The following is a 17350-nucleotide window of genomic DNA, read 5'->3' on the forward strand; positions in this document are numbered from 1 at the left end:
GACTCCGTTCCGTTCCGTGACATCGCTCTGCGTGCGCCCAGCATGCCCGCCCCACCCCGCCGCCGGGACGAACTCGGGGGTAACGTCGGGGGGCGTGGCGGGCGCCGGAAGGCAGAGACACTGCCGGAGTACGGGGGACCCGCGATGGATGAGCAGCGAAAGGCACGATGTGACGGACCTCTCTACCCTCCCGACCGACATCGCACGGGTCGGCGTGGTGGGCTGCGGCCAGATGGGCGCGGGCATCGCCGAAGTGTGTGCCCGCAGCGGTCTTGAGGTGATGGTCGCCGAGACCACCGGCGAAGCCCTGGAGATCGGGCGCACCAGGCTGCACAACTCGCTGACCAAGGCCGCCGAACGCGGCAAGATCAGCGAGGAGGAGCGGGACGCCACCCTGGCCCGCCTCACCTTCACCACCGACCTCGGCGAGTTCGCCGACCGCGACCTCGTCATCGAGGCCGTCGTCGAGAACGAGCAGGTCAAGACGGAGATCTTCCAGGTCCTGGACCAGGTGATCACCCGCCCGGACGCGATCCTCGCCTCCAACACCTCCTCGATCCCGCTGGTCAAGCTGGCCGTCGCGACCTCGCGGCCGGACCAGGTCATCGGCATCCACTTCTTCAACCCGGCCCCGGTGCAGCAGCTCGTCGAGCTGATCCCGGCCCTGACCACGGGCGAGGAGACCATCAAGCGGGCCGAGGCCCTGGTGCGGGACGTGCTGGGCAAGCACGCGATCCGCGCCCAGGACCGCAGCGGGTTCGTGGTCAACGCGCTCCTCATCCCGTACCTGCTGTCCGCGATCCGGATGTTCGAGTCCGGCATCGCGAGCCGCGAGGACATCGACAACGGCATGGAGCTGGGCTGCGCCCACCCGATGGGCCCGCTGAAGCTGGCGGACCTGATCGGCCTGGACACGGTCGCCTCGGTGGCCGACTCCATGTACTCCGAGTTCAAGGAGCCGCTCTACGCCGCTCCCCCGCTGCTCCAGCGGATGGTCGACGCGGGCCGTCTCGGCCGCAAGACCGGCTCGGGTTTCTACCCGTACGGCTGAGCCGCCTCAGCCCCTGTCGAGCCGCAGGTGGTGCAGCAGGAGCAGCCCGGCCGCCATGTTGGCGGCCGGGACCTCTCCCCGGGCGATCATGTCCGGCACCAGTTCCAGCGGGACCCACGCGCGCCGCGAGGACTCGAAGTCGTCCTCGGGGTGGCCGACGTAGGTGGCCCCGTCCGCCCAGTAGAGGTGGTGGCGGGCGTCGGTGAGGCCGTTGGAGGGCTCCACGGTCATCAGGTGGCGGAGCGGTCCGGGCCGCCAGCCCGACTCCTCCTCCATCTCCCTCGCCGCCGCCGTCTCCACGGCCTCGCCGTCCTCGACGACGCCTGCCGGGAGCTCCCAGCCCCAGCTGTCGGTGATGAACCGGTGCCGCCACAACAGCAGCACCTCGTTGGCCGCGTTGACCGCCGTCGCGACCGCGACCGGCCGCAGCCGGATCACGAAGTGGTCCAGGTGCCGGCCGTCGGGGAGTTCCACGTCCGCGAGGTTCACATCGAACCAGCGGTTCTTGTACACGGTCTGCTCGCTCAGGTTCGTCCACTGCACGGTTGTGCCACCTTCCGTTTCGTAGGTGACCACATCGCAGCAGTCGACGCCCTCACAGGGGAACGCGCAGTGCCCCGTCGATGAGCTGCGCGGTCTCCTGCGCGCCCGCGCACCCGCTGGTCAGCAGCGCTTCCCGGACCGCCCGCAGCCGGTCGCGCAGCCGCAGCGACTCCATCCCCTGGGCCCGCTCGGCCATTTCGGCCGCCGACGCCACCGCCCGGTCCGCCTCCCCCTGCCGCAGCTGGATCTCGCACAGCATCGCGAGCCGGTGGACCCGCCCCCGGTCGTGCGCCGGCGTCCCCACCGCCTCGGCCGCCTGCGCGTGCGCCGCGTCCAGGTCCCCCAGGCTCAACAGCGCCTCCGCCACCTGTACGTTGACCAGCCCGGGCTGGACGTAGCCGGTCTCCGCGGGTTCCGCGCCGGGCCGGATCCGCTCGGCGGCCGCCTCCGCGCTGTGGATGCAGGCCAGCGCGGCGCCGGGATCGCCGAGTTGCGCGTAGGCCTTGGCCTGCATCGCGTACAGGTCGGCGGCCAGGGCCGGGGTGGTGTGCCGTCCGGCGGCGCGCAGCGCGGCCTCGGCGAAGGCCACCGCCTGCCGGTACTCGCGCAGGTGCAGCGACTGGTTGACCAGCAGGGCGATGACGTACGCGCCGAGCCCCCGGTCCCCGCTGGCCTTCGCGAGCCGCAACGCCTGGTGGAAGTAGCGCTGGGCGAGCCCGTGGGCGTCGGAGTCGTACGCGCAGATCCCGGCCACCGCCACCAGGGAGCCGGTGGCCCGGTACAGGAGCCGGCCCACCTCGTCGGGATAACCGCCGCGCAGCATCGGGGCCGTCTCGCTGCCGAGGAAACGGACGATCCGTGCCCGGGTGGCCATCCCGCCCGCCCGGCGGTACATCAGCTCGTAGTGCGCCCGGGCCGCCCGCAGGATCTCGATGTGCTCCGGCCCGATCCGCCGGGGACCCGACCGGGAGACGTCGGCGTCCTCGGGCGGGTTCTCCCACTCCCACACCGGGATGACGGCCGGGGTGCCGGTGACGGCCTCGGCGCCGAGCTGCGCGGGCCGGCCCAGCTCGTCGGAGCGCCACAGGGCGGTGGCCCGGTCGACGAAGCCGCCGATCCGGTCGCCGTGCGAGCCGTCCGGGCCGTGCCGGTCGGGCTGCCCGGGGATGCCGAGGCCGATGTCGTCGAGGCGGAGGGGGCGGTGCAGCCGGCCGCCGAGCACCTCGCAGATCAGGTCCGGCACCTGGCCCCTGGGGCGCTGCCCCTTGAGCCAGCGGGAGACGGCGGTGTGCTCGTAGCGCAGGGCGAGTCCGCGGGAACGGCCAGCCTGGTTGACATGGGCGGCGAGTCCGGCGTGGGACATGCCCGCCTCGGCGAGGAGGGCGTCGAGCAGGGCGTTGGGCTGCATGGGCCCCTCCAAGGGCTCGTCGGAACCAGGCTAGTGGCTGCGCGCTCCACTCGGGGTCCAGTGCATCGCATTCACACCCCGTGTGAAGCAAGTACGCGCATAAATGCGATCCGCACCCTGCCGCGGAGGGGCCCGGCGGGGTTTCACTGAAGAGCCTCGCCAAGGAGGCCGCTCGGGTCGTCGGCTCCCCCTCGTACAGTGCGACGACCCGGCACCGCGCCGCCCGCCCTGCTGTCTGCCCGACACTCCATGGCAGGCGGGCGGCGCACCACGGCTCCGCCGGGGCCCGGTTGGTCGCCGGGCCCCGCACGGAGCCGGGCCGCAGCCGCACCGGGCCCGTCCACCGGCCCGGTGCGGGGTGGCCCCACGGGCCGCACCAGCCGCACGGGCCGCACCAGCCGCACGGGCCGCGCGGAGACCGCCTGACCGGTGCGAGGCCGGCCCGGCCCCGGCCGCTGCGGCGGGACGCGGCAGGGCCGGCTCACCGGGCGCGGTCGTTGCGCAGCACCAGCAGGGCCACGTCATCGGCGAGCCGCCCCCTGGTGTGGCGCAGCAGCGCGGCGTGCACGCCCGCCACCAGCCGGGCGGGCGTGAGCGCCGGCTCCCCCGCGAGGGCCGTCTCCCGGGCGAGCAGGTCCAGGACGCGGCGCAGCGGGAAGAACCGGCCCTGGCGGTCCCGGGCGTCCTCGGCACCGTCGGTGTGCAGGACGAGGAGCTCCCCGGGCCCGAGCGCCCCGCACGGCTGCGGCCGCAGGTCCGCCGGCAGCGGCAGCACCCCGAGCGGCGGCAGGATCCCGCCGCCGTCCGGCGGCCGCACCGGGCCCGGCGGCCCGGCCGTCGGGTGGAGGCGGTAGGGCCAGGGGTGCCCGCAGTTCAGGGCCGTCACGGCGGCGTCCGGGGCGATCTGGAGCAGCAGCACCGTGACGAACTCCTCCGCCACCGGGGACTCCGGTTCGCCCGCGCGGGCCGACGGGTGCTCGGCGCGGGACCGCTCGCGCAGGTGCCGCTGGAGGGAGCGTTCCATCCGCCGCAGCACCCCGGCCAGCGCGGGTTCGTCGTACGCCGCCTCGCGGAAGGAGCCCAGCACGGCGGCGGCCGCGCCCAGGGCCGGGAGCCCGTGGCCCCGTACGTCCCCGATCACCAGTCGCACCCCGTACGCCGTCGCGACGGCCTCGTACAGGTCCCCGCCGACGGCCGCATCCCGGCTCGCCGACAACTGGGCCGCGGACACCGCCAGTCCGTCGATCCGCCCCGGCAGGGGGCGCAGCAGGACCCGCTGGGTGGCTCCGGCGATCTCCCGCGAGCGGCGCAGTTCGGCCGACATGCCGCGCCGGATGTGCAGCGCGGAGCCGGTGGCCAGGAGCAGGAAGGCCGCGCAGGTCGCGAGGCTCGGGCCGAGCCGGCCCGGGGAGGACAGCTCCCAGGACACCGCGGCGCCGGCCCAGACGAGGACGCACGCCCGGCGCACCAGGGGCATCTCCCCGCGCGTGATCATCCGTAGGACGCTCCCCTCCGGCTCGTCGGCGGGAACGATTGTGTCGACCTCCTGACGTACCGGACACGGGTGACCGTCCTTCTCCACCCGAACGAGTGAGGGGCCCCTCCGGATCACCGGAGGGGCCCCTCACCTGGCTCTACGACACGGGATCAGGCCCCGCGCAGCACCGCCCCGGTGCGCTCGCCGGCCAGGGCCACGGCGGCGTCGCGCGCGGCCGTGGACTCCTCGGCGGTCAGCGTGCGGTCGGCCGCGCGGAAGCGCAGCGCGTACGCCAGGGACTTCTTGCCCTCGCCCACCTGCTCACCGGTGAACACGTCGAACAGCCGCAGGGACTCCAGCAGTTCGCCGGCGCCGCTGCGCAGCGCGGACTCCACCGCGGAGGCCGGCACCGACGCGTCGACGATCAGCGCGACGTCCTGGGTCGCCACCGGGAAGGAGGAGATCCTGGGCGCCCGCAGGGCCTCGCCGCCGGCCGCCGCGAGGCGGTCGAGGTCGAGTTCCATGGCGCTGGTACGGGCGGGCAGCCCCATCGCCTTCACGACGCGGGGGTGCAGCTCGCCGGCGTGGCCGATGACCGTCTCCACGCCGTCCAGGACGACGAGCAGCTCGGCGCAGCGGCCCGGGTGCCAGGGGCCGTACTGGCCCTGGCGGACCACCAGTTCGGCACCGGCCTCGACGGCCAGGGCGCGGGCGGCCTGGACCGCGTCGGCCCAGTCGGCCGGGCGGCCCTTGCCCCACCAGCCGGCCTGCTCGCGGGCACCGGCCAGCACGACCGCGGCGTGGCGCGGCTGGGCGGGCAGGGCCGCGTTCAGGGTGGCGATCTCCTCGTCCGTGGGACGCCGGTCGACGGGCAGCCGCACGGCGACCCCCGGCCGGTCACCGGCGAGGAAGACCGAGCCGGTCTCGAAGAGCGCGAGGTCGTGGCTGCCCCGGCTGTCGTTGCGGCGCAGCGCGCCGAGCAGACCCGGCAGCAGCGTGGTGCGCAGCGCGGGCTCTTCGTCGGAGATCGGGTTGACCAGCTTGACGACCCGGCGGGCCGCGTCGTGCGCGGGCAGCTGGAGCTGGTCGAGGACGGCCTCGCCGATGAAGGGGTAGCTCAGCGCCTCGACGTAGCCGGCGCCGGCCAGCGCGCGGCCGACCCGGCGGTGCAGCTGCTGCCGGGCGGTCAGGCCGCGGCCGGAGGGCACCTGCGGGAGGGTGGACGGGAGGTTCCCGTAGCCCTCCAGCCGGATGACCTCTTCGGCGAGGTCGTTGGGCGCGGCGAGGTCGGGCCGCCACGAGGGGACGGTGACGACGAGCTCGTCCTGGCCGTAGACGTCGCAGCCGACCTCCTGGAGGCGGCGTACGACGGTCTCGCGGCCGTAGTCCATGCCCGCGACCCGGTCGGGGTGGTCCGCGCTCATCGCGATGGTGCGCGGGGCGCCCGGGGCGGTGAGCTCGGTGACCCCGGCCTCGGCGGTGCCGCCGGCCAGCAGGACGAGCAGGTCGACGGTCCGCTGCGCGGCCGCGGCGGCGGCCTGCGGGTCGACGCCCCGCTCGAAGCGCTTGGAGGCCTCGGAGGAGAGCTTCAGACGGCGGGCGGTGCGCGAGATCGACACGGAGTCGAAGTGCGCGGCCTCGATGACCACGTCGGTGGTGCCGGTGACGGCGCCCGTCTCGGGGTCGGTGACGGAGTCGGCGATCTCGGTGTTGGCACCGCCCATGACACCGGCGAGCCCGATGGGACCGCTGTTGTCGGTGATCACCAGGTCCTCGGCGTCGAGCGTGCGCTTGACCCCGTCGAGGGTGGTGAACTTCTCGCCCTGCTCGGCACGCCGGACACCGATCGCGCCGTCGAGGCGGGAGCGGTCGTAGGCGTGCAGCGGCTGGCCGAGTTCGAGCATCACGTAGTTGGTGACGTCGACGGCGAGCGAGATCGGGCGCATGCCGGCCTTCTGGAGGCGGCGGGTGAGCCAGATCGGGGAGCGCGCCTCGGGGTCGAGGCCGGTCACCGTGCGGGCGGTGAAGCGGTCGCAGCCCTGCGGGTCGGAGATCTTCACCGCGTAGCCGTACGAGTTCGGCGCGGGCACGTCGAGCAGCGCCGGGTCGCGCAGCGGCAGGCCGTAGGCGGTGGCGGCCTCGCGGGCCACACCGCGCAGCGACATGCAGTAGCCGCGGTCCGGGGTGATGTCGATGTCGAGGACCTCGTCGACGAGCTGGAGCAGCTCGATCGCGTCGGTTCCGACCTCGTGCTCGGGCGGCAGCACGATGATGCCGTGCGTGCCGTCGTCGCCCATGCCCAGCTCGTCGCCGGAGCAGATCATGCCGTGCGAGGTGCGGCCGTAGGTCTTGCGCGAGGCGATCGCGAAGTCCCCGGGCAGCACGGCGCCGGGCAGGACCACGACGACCTTGTCGCCGACGGCGAAGTTCCGGGCGCCGCAGACGATCTCCTGCGGCTCGCCGGTGCCGTTGGCGGCGCCGACGTCGACGGTGCAGAAGCGGATCGGCTTGCGGAAGCCCTCCAGCTCCTCGATGGTCAGCACCTGACCGACGACGAGGGGGCCCTTGAGGCCGCCGCCGAGCTGCTCGACGGTCTCGACCTCAAGGCCGGCGTCGACGAGCTTGGCGGCCACGTCGCGGCCGGTCTCACCTGCGGGGAGGTCGACGTACTCCCGCAGCCAGGAAAGCGGGACGCGCATCAGATCTCACTCCCGAAAGGCCGGGTGAAACGGACGTCACCCTCGACCATGTCTCGCATGTCTTCCACGTTGTGACGGAACATCAGCATCCGCTCGATGCCGAAGCCGAAGGCGAAGCCGCTGTACTTCTCCGGGTCCACCCCGCAGGCGACGAGCACCTTGGGGTTGACCATGCCGCAGCCGCCGAGCTCGATCCAGCCCTCGCTGGAGCAGGTGCGGCAGGGGCGGTCGGGGTTGCCCACCGAGGCGCCGCGGCACACGTAGCACTGCATGTCCATCTCGGCGGACGGCTCGGTGAAGGGGAAGAAGTGCGGGCGCAGGCGCGTGGTGGTGCCCTCGCCGAACAGCTCCTGGACCATGTGGTCCATGGTGCCCTTGAGGTCCGCCATCGTCAGGCCCTCGTCCACGGCGAGCAGCTCGACCTGGTGGAAGACGGGCGTGTGCGTCGCGTCGAGCTCGTCGGTGCGGTACACCCGGCCCGGGCAGACGATGTAGACGGGGGGCTTGCGCTCCAGCAGCGAACGCGCCTGCACCGGAGAGGTGTGGGTGCGCAGCACGACACCGGACTCGTCGCCCTCGGTGCCCTCGGGGCCCCGGACGAAGAAGGTGTCCTGCATCTGGCGCGCCGGGTGGTCCGGCGTGAAGTTGAGGGCGTCGAAGTTGAACCACTCCGCCTCGACCTCGGGGCCTTCCGCGACCTCGTAGCCCATGGCGACGAAGATGTCCGCGATGCGGTCCATCAGCGTGGTCAGGGGGTGGCGGGCGCCGGCGGGCACGCGGTCGTGGGGCAGCGTGACGTCCACCGCCTCCTCGACCAGCACCCGCTCGTCACGCTCGGCCTCGAGCTCGACGGTGCGGGCCCCGAAGGCCTTGTTCACGGCGCCGCGGGCCTGTCCGACCCGCTTGCCCGCCTCGGCCTTGGCCTGGGGCGGCAGCGCGCCGATCTCCCGGTTGGCGAGCGCCAGGGGCGAGCGGTCGCCCATGTGCGCGGTCTTCGCCTCGCGGAGTTCGTCGAGGTCACCGGCGGAGGCGAAGGCGGCGAGCGCCTCGTCCCGCATGCGCTCGATCTCTTCCGGTTTCAGTGCCTCGACCTCGACAGGGTCGTACGACTTGTTCGGTGCCGACATCTCTTCCCGTACTTCCGATGGCTGGCTGGTGGGTCCCCGTACGGCGCGATCAGACCGATCGACGATCAGACCGATCGACACAGAGACACAAGGGTGCCAAAGGACGAGTCTAAAGGCCGCCGGGGGTGGAGGGGCCCGTGGGCCGCCTGGCGAGACGCTCCGCAGGGTTACTGCGTGAGGTAGGCCGGTGCGCTCACGGGCAGGATAAATCGGAATTCGGCTCCGCCGCCGGGGCCGCGGCCCACCGTGATGGTGCCGCCGTGGGCCTCCACGATGCCCTTGACGATGTACAGGCCCAGGCCGGTGCCGCCGCGCTTGCTCCCCCGCCAGAAGCGGGTGAAGACGCGGCCCATCGACTCCTCCGGGATCCCGGGGCCTTCGTCGGTCACGGTGACGGCGGTTCCCTTCTCGTGCGGCGCTACGTCGATGGTGACCGTTCCGTCACCGTGGCGCACCGCATTTTCGAGGAGGTTGCCGAGGATCTGGTCGATCTTGTCCGGATCGGCCCACAGGTCGGGGAGGGGGCGGCTCACCCGGACGAGGAACCGCTCGGGCGCCTGGCCGTTCGCGGTGAGCGCCTGGACGTGGCGGCCCACGGCGGCGGCGATGTCGACCGGCTGGCGGCGCACCTCCAGACGGCCGGAGTCGATGCGGGAGATGTCGAGCAGCTCGGCGATGAGCCGGGTGACGCGGTTGGCGTCGGCATCGACGGTCTCCAGCATCAGCCGCTTCTGGTCGTCGGTGAACCGCTCCCACTTGGCGAGCAGGGTGGCCGTGAAGCCCTTGACGGAGGTCAGCGGGGAGCGCAGCTCGTGCGCGACGGTCGCGATCAGCTCGGCGTGGCTGCGTTCGGTGCGGCGGCGGGCCTCGGTGCCGCGCAGGGTGACCACGAGACGGCGCAGCGGGCCGGTGGGGTGGGTCCGGACGTAGCGGGCGGAGACGAGCACCTCGCGCCCGCCCGGCAGCAGCAGGTTGCGCTCGGGCTGGCCGCGGCGGGTGGCGAGGCCGCCGTAGGGGTCGGTCAGGGCCCACCAGCGGCGGCCTTCGAGGTCTTCGAGCGGCAGCGCGCGGTCGATGCGGACGCCGATGGCCTGACCGGGGTCGGTGGCGGTCATCCGGGCGGCGGCCCGGTTGAAGCAGATGACCCGTCCGGCGTGGTCGGCGACGACGAGGCCGTCGGGCAGTTCGTCGGGATCGATGCCGAAGCCGTCGTCCACGACGGCCCCGGCCGGGGCGCCGCGCTCCGCGGCCGGTACCGCGGCGGACGCGGCGGAGCCCGCGGGTGCGGCGGAGCCAGCGTGCGGGGTCCGGGGGCTCGGGTGCGCGCCGGGGGCTCCGGCGGGGCCCTGGCGCTGGCCGCGGCCGGCCACGGCCGCCTGGGGCGGAACGCCGCGCAGGCCGTCGGCGGCGGGCGCGGGGCCCGCGGGTCCGGGGGCGTCCCGCAGCCGCTCCTCGGCCGCCCCCGCGGCCCCGGGCGAGCTGTTCGTACCGACGGTCATGTCCCCGTACCCCACATCTCGGAGTAGCACAGTGGGCACCCCGGGCTGCCACATTACTAGCTGGGGGTCACGGAGCGGCACCCTCCGGGCGCCCGCTGTGCACGCGCGGACGCGTACAGGCACACCGCGGCGGCCGTGGCGAGGTTCAGGCTCTCCGCCTTGCCGTGGATCGGGACCCGTACGACGGCGTCCGCGAGGGCCCTGGTCTCCTCCGGCAGGCCCCAGGCCTCGTTGCCGAAGACCCAGGCGGACGGGCCGCCCATGGTGCCCGCGTCCAGCTCGGCGTCGAGGTCGTCCTGACCGGCGCCGTCCGCCGCGAGGATCCGTACGCCCGCCGCCCGCAGCCCCTCCACGGCCTGCTCCACCGGCACGCCGACGGCCACCGGCAGGTGGAAGAGGGAGCCCACGGAGGCCCGTACGGACTTCGGGTTGTACAGGTCCACGGAGGCGTCGGTCAGCACCACCGCGTCGGCGCCCGCGGCGTCCGCGCAGCGCAGCACCGTACCGGCGTTCCCCGGGTCGCGGACGTGCGCGAGGACGGCGACGAGCCGGGGCCGGGCCCCGAGGATCTCCTCGAAGGGGGAGTCCAGGAAGTGGCACACGCCGACGAGGCCCTGCGGGGTGACGGTCTGCGAGACCTCGGCCAGCACCTCGTCGGAGGCGTAGTGCACCCGCGCCCCGCCCAGCAGCGCGGCCTCGACGATGTCGGGGTAGCGCTCGGCGGCCTCGACGGTGGCGAACAGCTCGATCAGGGTCGGGCCCTGGGGCCCGCGGTGCTCGACGGCCTCGCGCACCGCCTGCGGGCCCTCGGCGAGGAACCTGCGCTCCTTGGTGCGGAAGTTGCGCCGCGCCAGGCGCCTGGCGGCGGCCACCCGCGGGGATCGGGGGGAGATCAGCTCGTCGGGGTAACCCATGGTGTGTGCGGTTCTCTCTCGGGCTCGGGGGTCCGGGGCGGCGGGGGCGGGCGGGGCGCACGGAGGTGCGGGAGCGCGGTGCGCGGCCGGGCGCGGGGCCGGGCCGGGCGCGGGGCCGGGCCGGGCGCCGGACGCGGCGCGGGGCGGGGCGAAAGCACACGGACCCGCAGGCGAATCGCCTGCGGGTCCGTGGGGGCCGGCCGCGCGGAACGGGGCCGGCTAAGCCTTAGGCAGCGGCCTTGGGGGCGTTGACGTCGGCCGGAAGCGCCTTCTGGGCGACCTCGACCAGCGCGGCGAACGCGTTGGCGTCGTTGACGGCCAGCTCGGCGAGGATCTTGCGGTCCACCTCGATGTTGGCGGCCTTCAGACCCTGGATGAGGCGGTTGTACGTCATGCCGTTCTGGCGGGCAGCGGCGTTGATGCGCTGGATCCACAGCTGACGGAAGTCGCCCTTGCGCTTCTTGCGGTCGTTGAAGTTGTAGACCAGCGAGTGGGTGACCTGCTCCTTGGCCTTGCGGTACAGGCGCGAACGCTGACCGCGGTAGCCGGAGGCCGCCTCGAGGATCGCCCGGCGCTTCTTGTGGGCGTTTACTGCCCGCTTGACGCGTGCCACTTTTTAACTCCTTGTAGCGGGGCCGTGGTTGTCTTCACACGGCCCGAATTCGATGGGGTCCCGGTCTTGACGTCCCGCTCCCGGCGAGGGGAGCGGAGGACGTCACTTGCCGAGAAGCTTCTTGATCTTCGCGGCGTCGCCGGGGGCCATCTCCGCGGTGCCGGTCAGGCGGCGGGTGACACGGGACGACTTGTGCTCGAGCAGGTGGCGCTTGCCGGCACGCTCACGGAGCACCTTGCCGGAGCCGGTGATCTTGAAGCGCTTCTTGGAACCGCTGTGCGTCTTGTTCTTCGGCATAGCGCCGTTATCTCCTCGTCGGTGGCGCTCCCACCGGCCCGTGCGGGCCGGCTGGCGGGAGCGTCATGTTGTGTCGGTGATCCGGGACGGGCTGCCCCGGAATCAGGCCTCGGCGTTCGCCTCGTCGGCGGCTGCCTTGGTGGCCTCAGTAGCCTCAGCGGCCTCGGTGACCTCAGCGGCCTCAGCGTCCTCGGCGCCTTCCGCCTCGACCAGGTCGGTCTCCTCGGAAGGAGCGTCCTCGCCGTCGGCGGCGACACCCTGGCGCTCGGCCTTGCGGGCGGCCTGCGCCTCGCGGGCTTCGGCCATCGCCTCGGTCTTCTTCTTGTGTGGACCGAGAACCATGATCATGTTTCGGCCGTCCTGCTTCGGGTTCGACTCGATGAACCCGAGGTCCTCGACGTCCGAAGCGAGGCGCTGGAGCAGGCGGTAGCCGAGCTCCGGTCGCGACTGCTCGCGACCACGGAACATGATCGTGATCTTGACCTTGTCGCCCTGCTTGAGGAACCGAACGACGTGACCCTTCTTGGTGTCATAGTCGTGCGGGTCGATCTTCGGCCGGAGCTTCATTTCCTTGATGACCGTGTGCGCCTGGTTCTTGCGCGCCTCACGGGCCTTCATGGCCGACTCGTACTTGAACTTGCCGTAGTCCATGAGCTTGCAGACCGGCGGGCGTGCGGACGCCGCGACCTCGACCAGGTCGAGGTCGTACTCCTGCGCCAGCTCAAGGGCCTTCGCAAGCGGCACGATGCCGACCTGCTCGCCGCTGGGACCGACGAGTCGTACCTCGGGAACGCGAATCCGGTCGTTGATGCGGGGCTCGGTGCTGATGGATCCTCCTCGGTAGCACCACACGACTGTCTGGCAGACAGCCGCTGACGTCTATTTGTCGTCAGACCTACCGCGGCGGAGAATGAAAAAAGCCCCGCCGGGCACAGGCAGGGGCTCCAAAACAACCGGAGCACCGCCGCGTGCGAACCGCGGGGCGCAGACTCGGGCAGCTTTCCATCGTCCGTACGGAACGATGGATACCGCCTGACCGGATGACCTGCCTCCCCGGAGGGTGGTCAGGTGGGAGATCGGAGCCTCCACTTGTGGGCCGGGCACACAGGTGTCCGGCCGGTCGATGTACATACTAGCACCCGCGTTGCAAGCCCGCCGCACGGCATATCGTGGGGGCCATGACTGACGCGACGCCCTCCGATTCCCCCGTCTCCGCCCCGGACGCTCCCGACTACGACGACATGACCCGCGACATCGCGGACGTGCCCGCCGTCGAGGTCATCACCACGGTGGCCGTCCACCTGCTGAGCGCCGCCGCGGTCAATCTGGGCCTCGACAAGCCCGACTCCGAGCACAAGGACCTCGACGAGGCCCGCAAGCTGATCACCGCCCTGGCCGGGCTGGTCACCGCCAGCGCCACCGAGATCAGCTCCTTCCACGCGGCCCCGCTGCGCGACGGCCTGAAGTCGCTCCAGCTGGCCTTCCGCGAGGCCTCGATCGTCCCGGACGAGCCGGGCCAGGGGCCGGGCGAGAAGTTCACGGGCCCGGTCTACGCCTGATCCCGCCCGCACCCGCGCGCGAAACGCGAAAGGGGCGCCCGCCGACTGCCGGCGGGCGCCCCTTTCGCGTGTGCGCGTACGCGCCTCAGCGCGTGAAGAGCGGCTCCCCCGGCGGGACCGGGGCGTCGGCCGGGAGCAGCGCCAGGTCCAGTCCGCGCACGAGCCGGCCGCGCAGGGTCTCGTCCGCCGCGAGGGCCTCGGCCACCCGGCGGGCGGCGGGGGCGGGCGGGGCCGTGTCGGAGAGCACGACGGCGAGGGTGCCGTCGGCCCCCTCGCCGCCCGGGCCGAGGTGGGCGCGCAGGACGGCGGGCTCGGCGGCGACGGCCGCCCGTACGGCTTCCCGTACGGCGGGATCGGCCAGCGGACCGGCGTCCGTCCGGCCCTCGGCGAGGGCGAGCAGGGCGGAGCCCGTCAGCTGGTAGGGGACGGGGCCGGCCAGGTCGAGGACGATCGTGTCGGCCTTCTCGTGGGCGGCGGCGGCCAGGGCCTGGTGCAGCGGGACGGCGACCGGCCGGGCGGCCGGGTCCCACAGCGCCAGCGAGGCGATCGAGGTGAAGGCGGGCAGCGCGCGCCGGTTGCCCGCCGTCAGGGTGGGGACGGCCATGTCGCTGGTCTTCTCGCGCCGCAGGCCGGTCTCCGGGTCGGTCTCGACCTCGCCGAGCACCGCCACGACGGGGACCAGCAGGCGGGCCCCCTTGAGGGCCTCCAGCAGTTCCGGTTCGGCCGCGCGGTCGGCGGCCCAGGCGGCGAGCGCCGCGCTCAGCCGGGGATCGGCGGTGCCGTCGTCGTCGGAGAAACCGGGGTCTGGAATGTTCTTGGTGGCCACAGTTACCCAACCCTATCCCGCCGGGCGGGGCGTGGCCGCCGGGCCAGTACGGCGGCCAGCACCAGCAGGCCCGCTCCGCCTGCGGCCGCCGCGCCCACGCCGAGCCGCGGCCGCCGCTCGGGCGGGCGGACGGGGTCGGGGCCCGGGCCGAAGTAGCGGCGGGCGGCGGGGACGGGGGCCGGGGCGGCGGCCTCGGGGCGCAGCCGGGCGGCGGCCTGGAGGGCCGCGACGGGGTCGACGGTGCCGTGGCCGCGGGCGTCGTCGCGGCCGCCGGCCGGGCCGTCGGTGGCGGTGTCCTCCAGCAGCCGCTCGATCTGCGCCGGGGAGAGGCCGGGGTGGGCGGCCTTGACGAGGGCGACGACGCCGGAGACGAAGGCGGCGGCCGCGCTGGTGCCCCAGCCCTCGTAGTAGGCCCGGTCGGGGTCGGCGATGACCACGTCGACCCCGGGGGCGCTGACGTCGGCGTACCAGTGGCGGGTGGAGAAGGGGGCCTTGCGGCCCTGTCGGTCGACGGCGGCGACGGCGATGACCCCGGGGTAGGCGGCCGGGTAGGAGGTGCGGTCGCCGCGTTCGCCGCCGTTGCCACAGGAGGCGACGACGGCCACGCCCTTGCCGAGGGCGTACTGGACGGCCTCGTCCTCGGCGGATTCGTGGTGGGCGGTGTCGCTGTCGTCGCCGAGCGAGAGGTTGATCACGTCGGCGCCGTGGTCGGCGGCCCAGCGGATGCCCTCGGCGAGGGCGCCGGACTTGCTGTCGCGGGCCCGCGCGCGGCCGGGGTCGCCCTCCTCCAGGATGACGCGGACGGGGAGGATCCGGGCGCGGGGGGCGATGCCGAGGACGCCCTGGGAGCGGTCGGGGCCGTGGCCGTGGCCCGCGATGATGCTCGCCATCGCGGTGCCGTGCCGGGCCCAGGCGCGATCGCCGCGTCCGGCGCCCATGCCGACGAGGTCGGTGCCGTCGAGCACCTGGCCGTTGAGGTCGGGGTGGGTGGCGTCGACGCCGGTGTCGAGGACGGCGACGGTGATCCCGTCGCCCTGGGTGGTGCCCCAGGCCTCCTCGGCGCGCAGGGCCAGCAGCCCCCACTGCCGGTCGCGGATGGTGTCGGCGGCGGCCGGGGGCGCGGCGAGCGCGGTCAGCAGGGCGGCCAGGGCCAGCGCGCCGGTGGCGGTGGCGCGGGCACGGGCGGCCGCGCGGCGGGCGGGGGTCATCCGTGGTGCTCCGCAGTGGCCGTGGGCGGGGCGGGCGGGGCCGCGAGGGCGCCGAGGGCGCGTTCGACCCGGTCGGCGACGGCCCGGGCGCCATGGCCCAGGCCCGCTTCGGCGACCACCCCGGTGGCGCCCTGGCGGATGGCCGCTTCGGCGGGGACCGGCGCGTCCATGGCGCGGCCGTCGGCGAAGGCGGAGACGGCGTAGACGACGGCCGGGGCCGCTGCGGCGACGCCCGCCGTCCAGGCGGCCCGGCGGGAGTCGGCGTACTCGTAGGCGGGCGGGGCCGGGAGCCGGCCGCGGAGCCCGTCCATGGCGGTGGCGTCGGCGGGGGTGAAGACCAGCCCGACGGTGACCAGGGAGCTGCGGGTGGCGTCGGTGTAGGTGGCGCGGAGCACGCGGGTGCAGCCGGTGGCGGCGAGGGCGGCCCGCCAGTCGGCGGGGAGGGCGGCCGCGCAGTCGGCGTCGGGGGCGAGCGCGAGCCGGGTCCAGCTGCGGTCGGCGCCGCCGGGGCCGCTGTCGGGCGCGTCGAGCACGGGCGGCAGGAGGCTGTCGGCGGGGGCGGTGTGCCAGAGGCCGGCGGCCGTGCGGTAGGCGGCTTCGGGGGTCACGGGGCGCTGGTCGGCCCGGTGTTGCCGCCAGGCGCCGGCGGCGGCGCCCGCGAGGAGGCCGGTGCCGAGGAGTCCGCACAGGGCGGCGGCCACGATCCGGCCGGGGCGGCGGCGCGGGGCCGGGGACGCGGGCGGTCCGGGCTCGCCGAGGACCTCGGTCCGTGGTGTCGACGTGGTCATGCGGCGGCTCCGCCCCCCGTTCCGTACGGCTGCCTGCCCGTACTCTACGGTCCCCGGGCGCCGCCCCCGCCCGGGCCGGGGCCTACCCACCGGTAGAAGGGTCTGGCAAGCTGCCGCCCATGACTTCCGACCGGGCTCGGTACGACCGGGCGACCGCTCATCTCGACGCGCCGCTGGCCCTCGTGGACCTCGACGCCTTCGACGCCAACGCCGACGACCTCGTGCGCCGGGCGGCCGGGAAGCCGGTCCGGGTCGCGAGCAAGTCGGTGCGGTGCCGAGCCCTGCTGGAACGGGTCCTGGCGCGGCCGGGGTTCGCCGGGATCATGTCGTACACACTCGCGGAGTCGCTGTGGCTCGCCCGGTCCGGGTTCGAGGACGTGCTGCTCGCCTACCCCTCGGCGGACCGGTCCGCGTTCGGGGAGCTGGCGCACGACCCGAAGCTGGCCGCCGCCGTCACGGTGATGGTGGACGATCCGGCGCAGCTGGAGCTGATCGACCGGTCCCGGGACGGGGGCGCGCAGGAGGTCCGGGTCTGCCTGGAGCTGGACACGGCCCTGCACCTGCTGGGCGGCCGGGTCCGGGTCGGTGCGCGGCGCTCGCCCCTGCGGGAGCCCGGGCAACTGGCCGCGCTGGCACGGGTGGTGAACGAGCGGCCCGGGTTCCGGGTGGTGGGCCTGATGGGGTACGAGGGCCACATCGCCGGGGTCGGGGACGCGCTGGCCGGCCGGCCGGTGCGCTCACGGATGATCCGGCTGATGCAGGGCGCGGCCCGCCGGGAGCTGGCCGCGCGGCGGGCCGAGGCGGTGCGGGCGGTGCGCGCGGTGGTGCCGGACCTGGAGTTCGTCAACGGCGGCGGGACCGGGAGCGTGGCCGGGACGGCCGCCGAGGACGCGGTGACGGAGATCGCCGCCGGATCGGGGCTGTACGTGCCGCGGCTGTTCGACAACTACACCTCGTTCCGGGGCCGTCCGGCGGCGCTGTTCGCGCAGCCCGTGGTGCGCCGGCCGGGGGTGGGGGTGGTGACCGTGCTGGGCGGGGGCTATCCGGCGTCGGGCGCCGCGGGCGCCGACCGGCTGCCCGTGCCGTACCTGCCGGCGGGGCTGCGCTACGACCCGCAGGAGGGCGCGGGCGAGGTGCAGACGCCGCTGCTGGGGAGCCCGGCGGACGATCTGCTGATCGGCGACCGGGTCTGGTTCCGGCACGCGAAGGCCGGTGAACTGTGCGAGCGCTTCGATACGTTGCACCTCGTCGAGGGCGACCGGGTGACGGCCACCGCCCCGACGTACCGGGGCGAGGGCCGCACCTTCCTCTAGGGGTCTCCGGCCAGTTGTGTCCGGCCTT

The 17350-nt window shown here is 74.4% G+C and carries 16 protein-coding genes; 3 read left to right on the plus strand and 13 right to left on the minus strand.

Translation table 11 applies throughout. The annotated features are described in order from the left end of the window. The first annotated feature begins 148 nt into the window (after positions 1–148). Positions 149–1051 carry a 3-hydroxybutyryl-CoA dehydrogenase gene (locus tag ACFYYT_RS22480; RefSeq protein WP_351824133.1) on the plus strand — a complete coding sequence of 301 codons (903 nt, stop codon included), beginning with the start codon at positions 149–151 and terminating at the stop codon, positions 1049–1051. A gap of 6 nt (positions 1052–1057) precedes the next feature. Here the strand turns inward: ACFYYT_RS22480 and ACFYYT_RS22485 are convergent, their stop codons facing one another. The 10 genes from ACFYYT_RS22485 to infC form a co-directional block, all read right to left on the minus strand. Continuing rightward, on the minus strand, positions 1058–1594 hold the full coding sequence (locus ACFYYT_RS22485) for an NUDIX hydrolase (protein WP_351824136.1): 537 nt from the start codon (positions 1592–1594) through the stop codon (positions 1058–1060). 52 nt (positions 1595–1646) lie between these two features. Next, positions 1647–3002: a transcriptional regulator gene (locus ACFYYT_RS22490; RefSeq protein WP_351824138.1), complete on the minus strand. Its 1356-nt coding sequence runs from the start codon at positions 3000–3002 to the stop codon at positions 1647–1649. A gap of 481 nt (positions 3003–3483) precedes the next feature. Further along, positions 3484–4497: a PP2C family protein-serine/threonine phosphatase gene (locus tag ACFYYT_RS22495; RefSeq protein ID WP_351824141.1), complete on the minus strand. Its 1014-nt coding sequence runs from the start codon at positions 4495–4497 to the stop codon at positions 3484–3486. Between the two features lie 152 nt (positions 4498–4649). Next, the gene (gene pheT, locus ACFYYT_RS22500; protein ID WP_351824144.1) at positions 4650–7178 is read right to left on the minus strand and encodes a phenylalanine--tRNA ligase subunit beta; all 2529 of its coding nucleotides are present in this window, start codon (positions 7176–7178) and stop codon (positions 4650–4652) included. Then, entirely contained in the window at positions 7178–8305 is a 1128-nt protein-coding gene (gene pheS / locus ACFYYT_RS22505) for a phenylalanine--tRNA ligase subunit alpha (RefSeq protein WP_351824147.1), read from the minus strand. The genes pheT and pheS overlap by 1 nt, the downstream gene beginning before the upstream one ends. A 167-nt stretch (positions 8306–8472) precedes the next feature. Next, complete coding sequence (locus ACFYYT_RS22510; RefSeq protein WP_351824149.1) at positions 8473–9804, minus strand: ATP-binding protein; 1332 nt, start codon at positions 9802–9804, stop codon at positions 8473–8475. 56 nt (positions 9805–9860) lie between these two features. Next, positions 9861–10718 carry an RNA methyltransferase gene (locus tag ACFYYT_RS22515; RefSeq protein WP_351824151.1) on the minus strand — a complete coding sequence of 286 codons (858 nt, stop codon included), beginning with the start codon at positions 10716–10718 and terminating at the stop codon, positions 9861–9863. Positions 10719–10944: 226 nt separating this feature from the next. Then, positions 10945–11331 carry a 50S ribosomal protein L20 gene (rplT, locus tag ACFYYT_RS22520; protein ID WP_007263143.1) on the minus strand — a complete coding sequence of 129 codons (387 nt, stop codon included), beginning with the start codon at positions 11329–11331 and terminating at the stop codon, positions 10945–10947. Positions 11332–11433: 102 nt separating this feature from the next. After that, a complete protein-coding gene (gene rpmI / locus ACFYYT_RS22525; protein WP_030387121.1) occupies positions 11434–11628 on the minus strand; it encodes a 50S ribosomal protein L35 in 195 nt (64 codons plus the stop codon). 102 nt (positions 11629–11730) lie between these two features. Next, positions 11731–12480, minus strand: a complete 750-nt coding sequence (infC, locus tag ACFYYT_RS22530; protein WP_351824154.1) for a translation initiation factor IF-3 — start codon at positions 12478–12480, stop codon at positions 11731–11733. A 326-nt stretch (positions 12481–12806) separates the two neighbouring features. On the opposite strand from infC, the gene ACFYYT_RS22535 reads away from it, so the two are divergent. Continuing rightward, positions 12807–13187 carry a DUF1844 domain-containing protein gene (locus ACFYYT_RS22535; RefSeq protein ID WP_351824156.1) on the plus strand — a complete coding sequence of 127 codons (381 nt, stop codon included), beginning with the start codon at positions 12807–12809 and terminating at the stop codon, positions 13185–13187. Between the two features lie 85 nt (positions 13188–13272). Here the strand turns inward: ACFYYT_RS22535 and ACFYYT_RS22540 are convergent, their stop codons facing one another. The 3 genes from ACFYYT_RS22540 to ACFYYT_RS22550 are packed head-to-tail and all read right to left on the minus strand — an operon-like array spanning position 13273 to position 16009. Further along, on the minus strand, positions 13273–14013 hold the full coding sequence (locus ACFYYT_RS22540; protein WP_351824158.1) for an SseB family protein: 741 nt from the start codon (positions 14011–14013) through the stop codon (positions 13273–13275). 2 nt (positions 14014–14015) lie between these two features. After that, positions 14016–15221 (minus strand): type VII secretion-associated serine protease mycosin, encoded by a 1206-nt coding sequence (gene mycP / locus ACFYYT_RS22545; protein WP_388609016.1) that lies wholly within the window; start codon positions 15219–15221, stop codon positions 14016–14018. Next, positions 15218–16009 carry a hypothetical protein gene (locus ACFYYT_RS22550; protein WP_351825341.1) on the minus strand — a complete coding sequence of 264 codons (792 nt, stop codon included), beginning with the start codon at positions 16007–16009 and terminating at the stop codon, positions 15218–15220. Before ACFYYT_RS22550 ends, mycP begins: the two co-directional genes overlap by 4 nt. Positions 16010–16128: 119 nt before the next feature. Here ACFYYT_RS22550 and ACFYYT_RS22555 point away from each other — a divergent pair, with 119 nt between their 5' ends. Continuing rightward, positions 16129–17322: an amino acid deaminase/aldolase gene (locus ACFYYT_RS22555; RefSeq protein WP_351825343.1), complete on the plus strand. Its 1194-nt coding sequence runs from the start codon at positions 16129–16131 to the stop codon at positions 17320–17322. Positions 17323–17350: the final 28 nt, after the last annotated feature.

Origin of the sequence: Streptomyces sp. NPDC002032 (genome assembly GCF_042890765.1) — a bacterium.
Taxonomy (GTDB): domain Bacteria; phylum Actinomycetota; class Actinomycetes; order Streptomycetales; family Streptomycetaceae; genus Streptomyces.

What these genes read in the sequence shown, in the direction of transcription:
- ACFYYT_RS22480 (WP_351824133.1), top strand. Translation starts at nt 149, where the DNA reads ATGAGCAGCGAAAGGCACGATGTGACGGACCTCTCTACCCTCCCGACC.
- ACFYYT_RS22490 (WP_351824138.1), bottom strand. Translation starts at nt 3,002, where the DNA reads ATGCAGCCCAACGCCCTGCTCGACGCCCTCCTCGCCGAGGCGGGCATG.
- ACFYYT_RS22495 (WP_351824141.1), bottom strand. Translation starts at nt 4,497, where the DNA reads ATGATCACGCGCGGGGAGATGCCCCTGGTGCGCCGGGCGTGCGTCCTC.
- pheT (WP_351824144.1), bottom strand. Translation starts at nt 7,178, where the DNA reads ATGCGCGTCCCGCTTTCCTGGCTGCGGGAGTACGTCGACCTCCCCGCA.
- pheS (WP_351824147.1), bottom strand. Translation starts at nt 8,305, where the DNA reads ATGTCGGCACCGAACAAGTCGTACGACCCTGTCGAGGTCGAGGCACTG.
- ACFYYT_RS22510 (WP_351824149.1), bottom strand. Translation starts at nt 9,804, where the DNA reads ATGACCGTCGGTACGAACAGCTCGCCCGGGGCCGCGGGGGCGGCCGAG.
- ACFYYT_RS22515 (WP_351824151.1), bottom strand. Translation starts at nt 10,718, where the DNA reads ATGGGTTACCCCGACGAGCTGATCTCCCCCCGATCCCCGCGGGTGGCC.
- rpmI (WP_030387121.1), bottom strand. Translation starts at nt 11,628, where the DNA reads ATGCCGAAGAACAAGACGCACAGCGGTTCCAAGAAGCGCTTCAAGATC.
- ACFYYT_RS22535 (WP_351824156.1), top strand. Translation starts at nt 12,807, where the DNA reads ATGACTGACGCGACGCCCTCCGATTCCCCCGTCTCCGCCCCGGACGCT.
- mycP (WP_388609016.1), bottom strand. Translation starts at nt 15,221, where the DNA reads ATGACCCCCGCCCGCCGCGCGGCCGCCCGTGCCCGCGCCACCGCCACC.
- ACFYYT_RS22550 (WP_351825341.1), bottom strand. Translation starts at nt 16,009, where the DNA reads ATGACCACGTCGACACCACGGACCGAGGTCCTCGGCGAGCCCGGACCG.
- ACFYYT_RS22555 (WP_351825343.1), top strand. Translation starts at nt 16,129, where the DNA reads ATGACTTCCGACCGGGCTCGGTACGACCGGGCGACCGCTCATCTCGAC.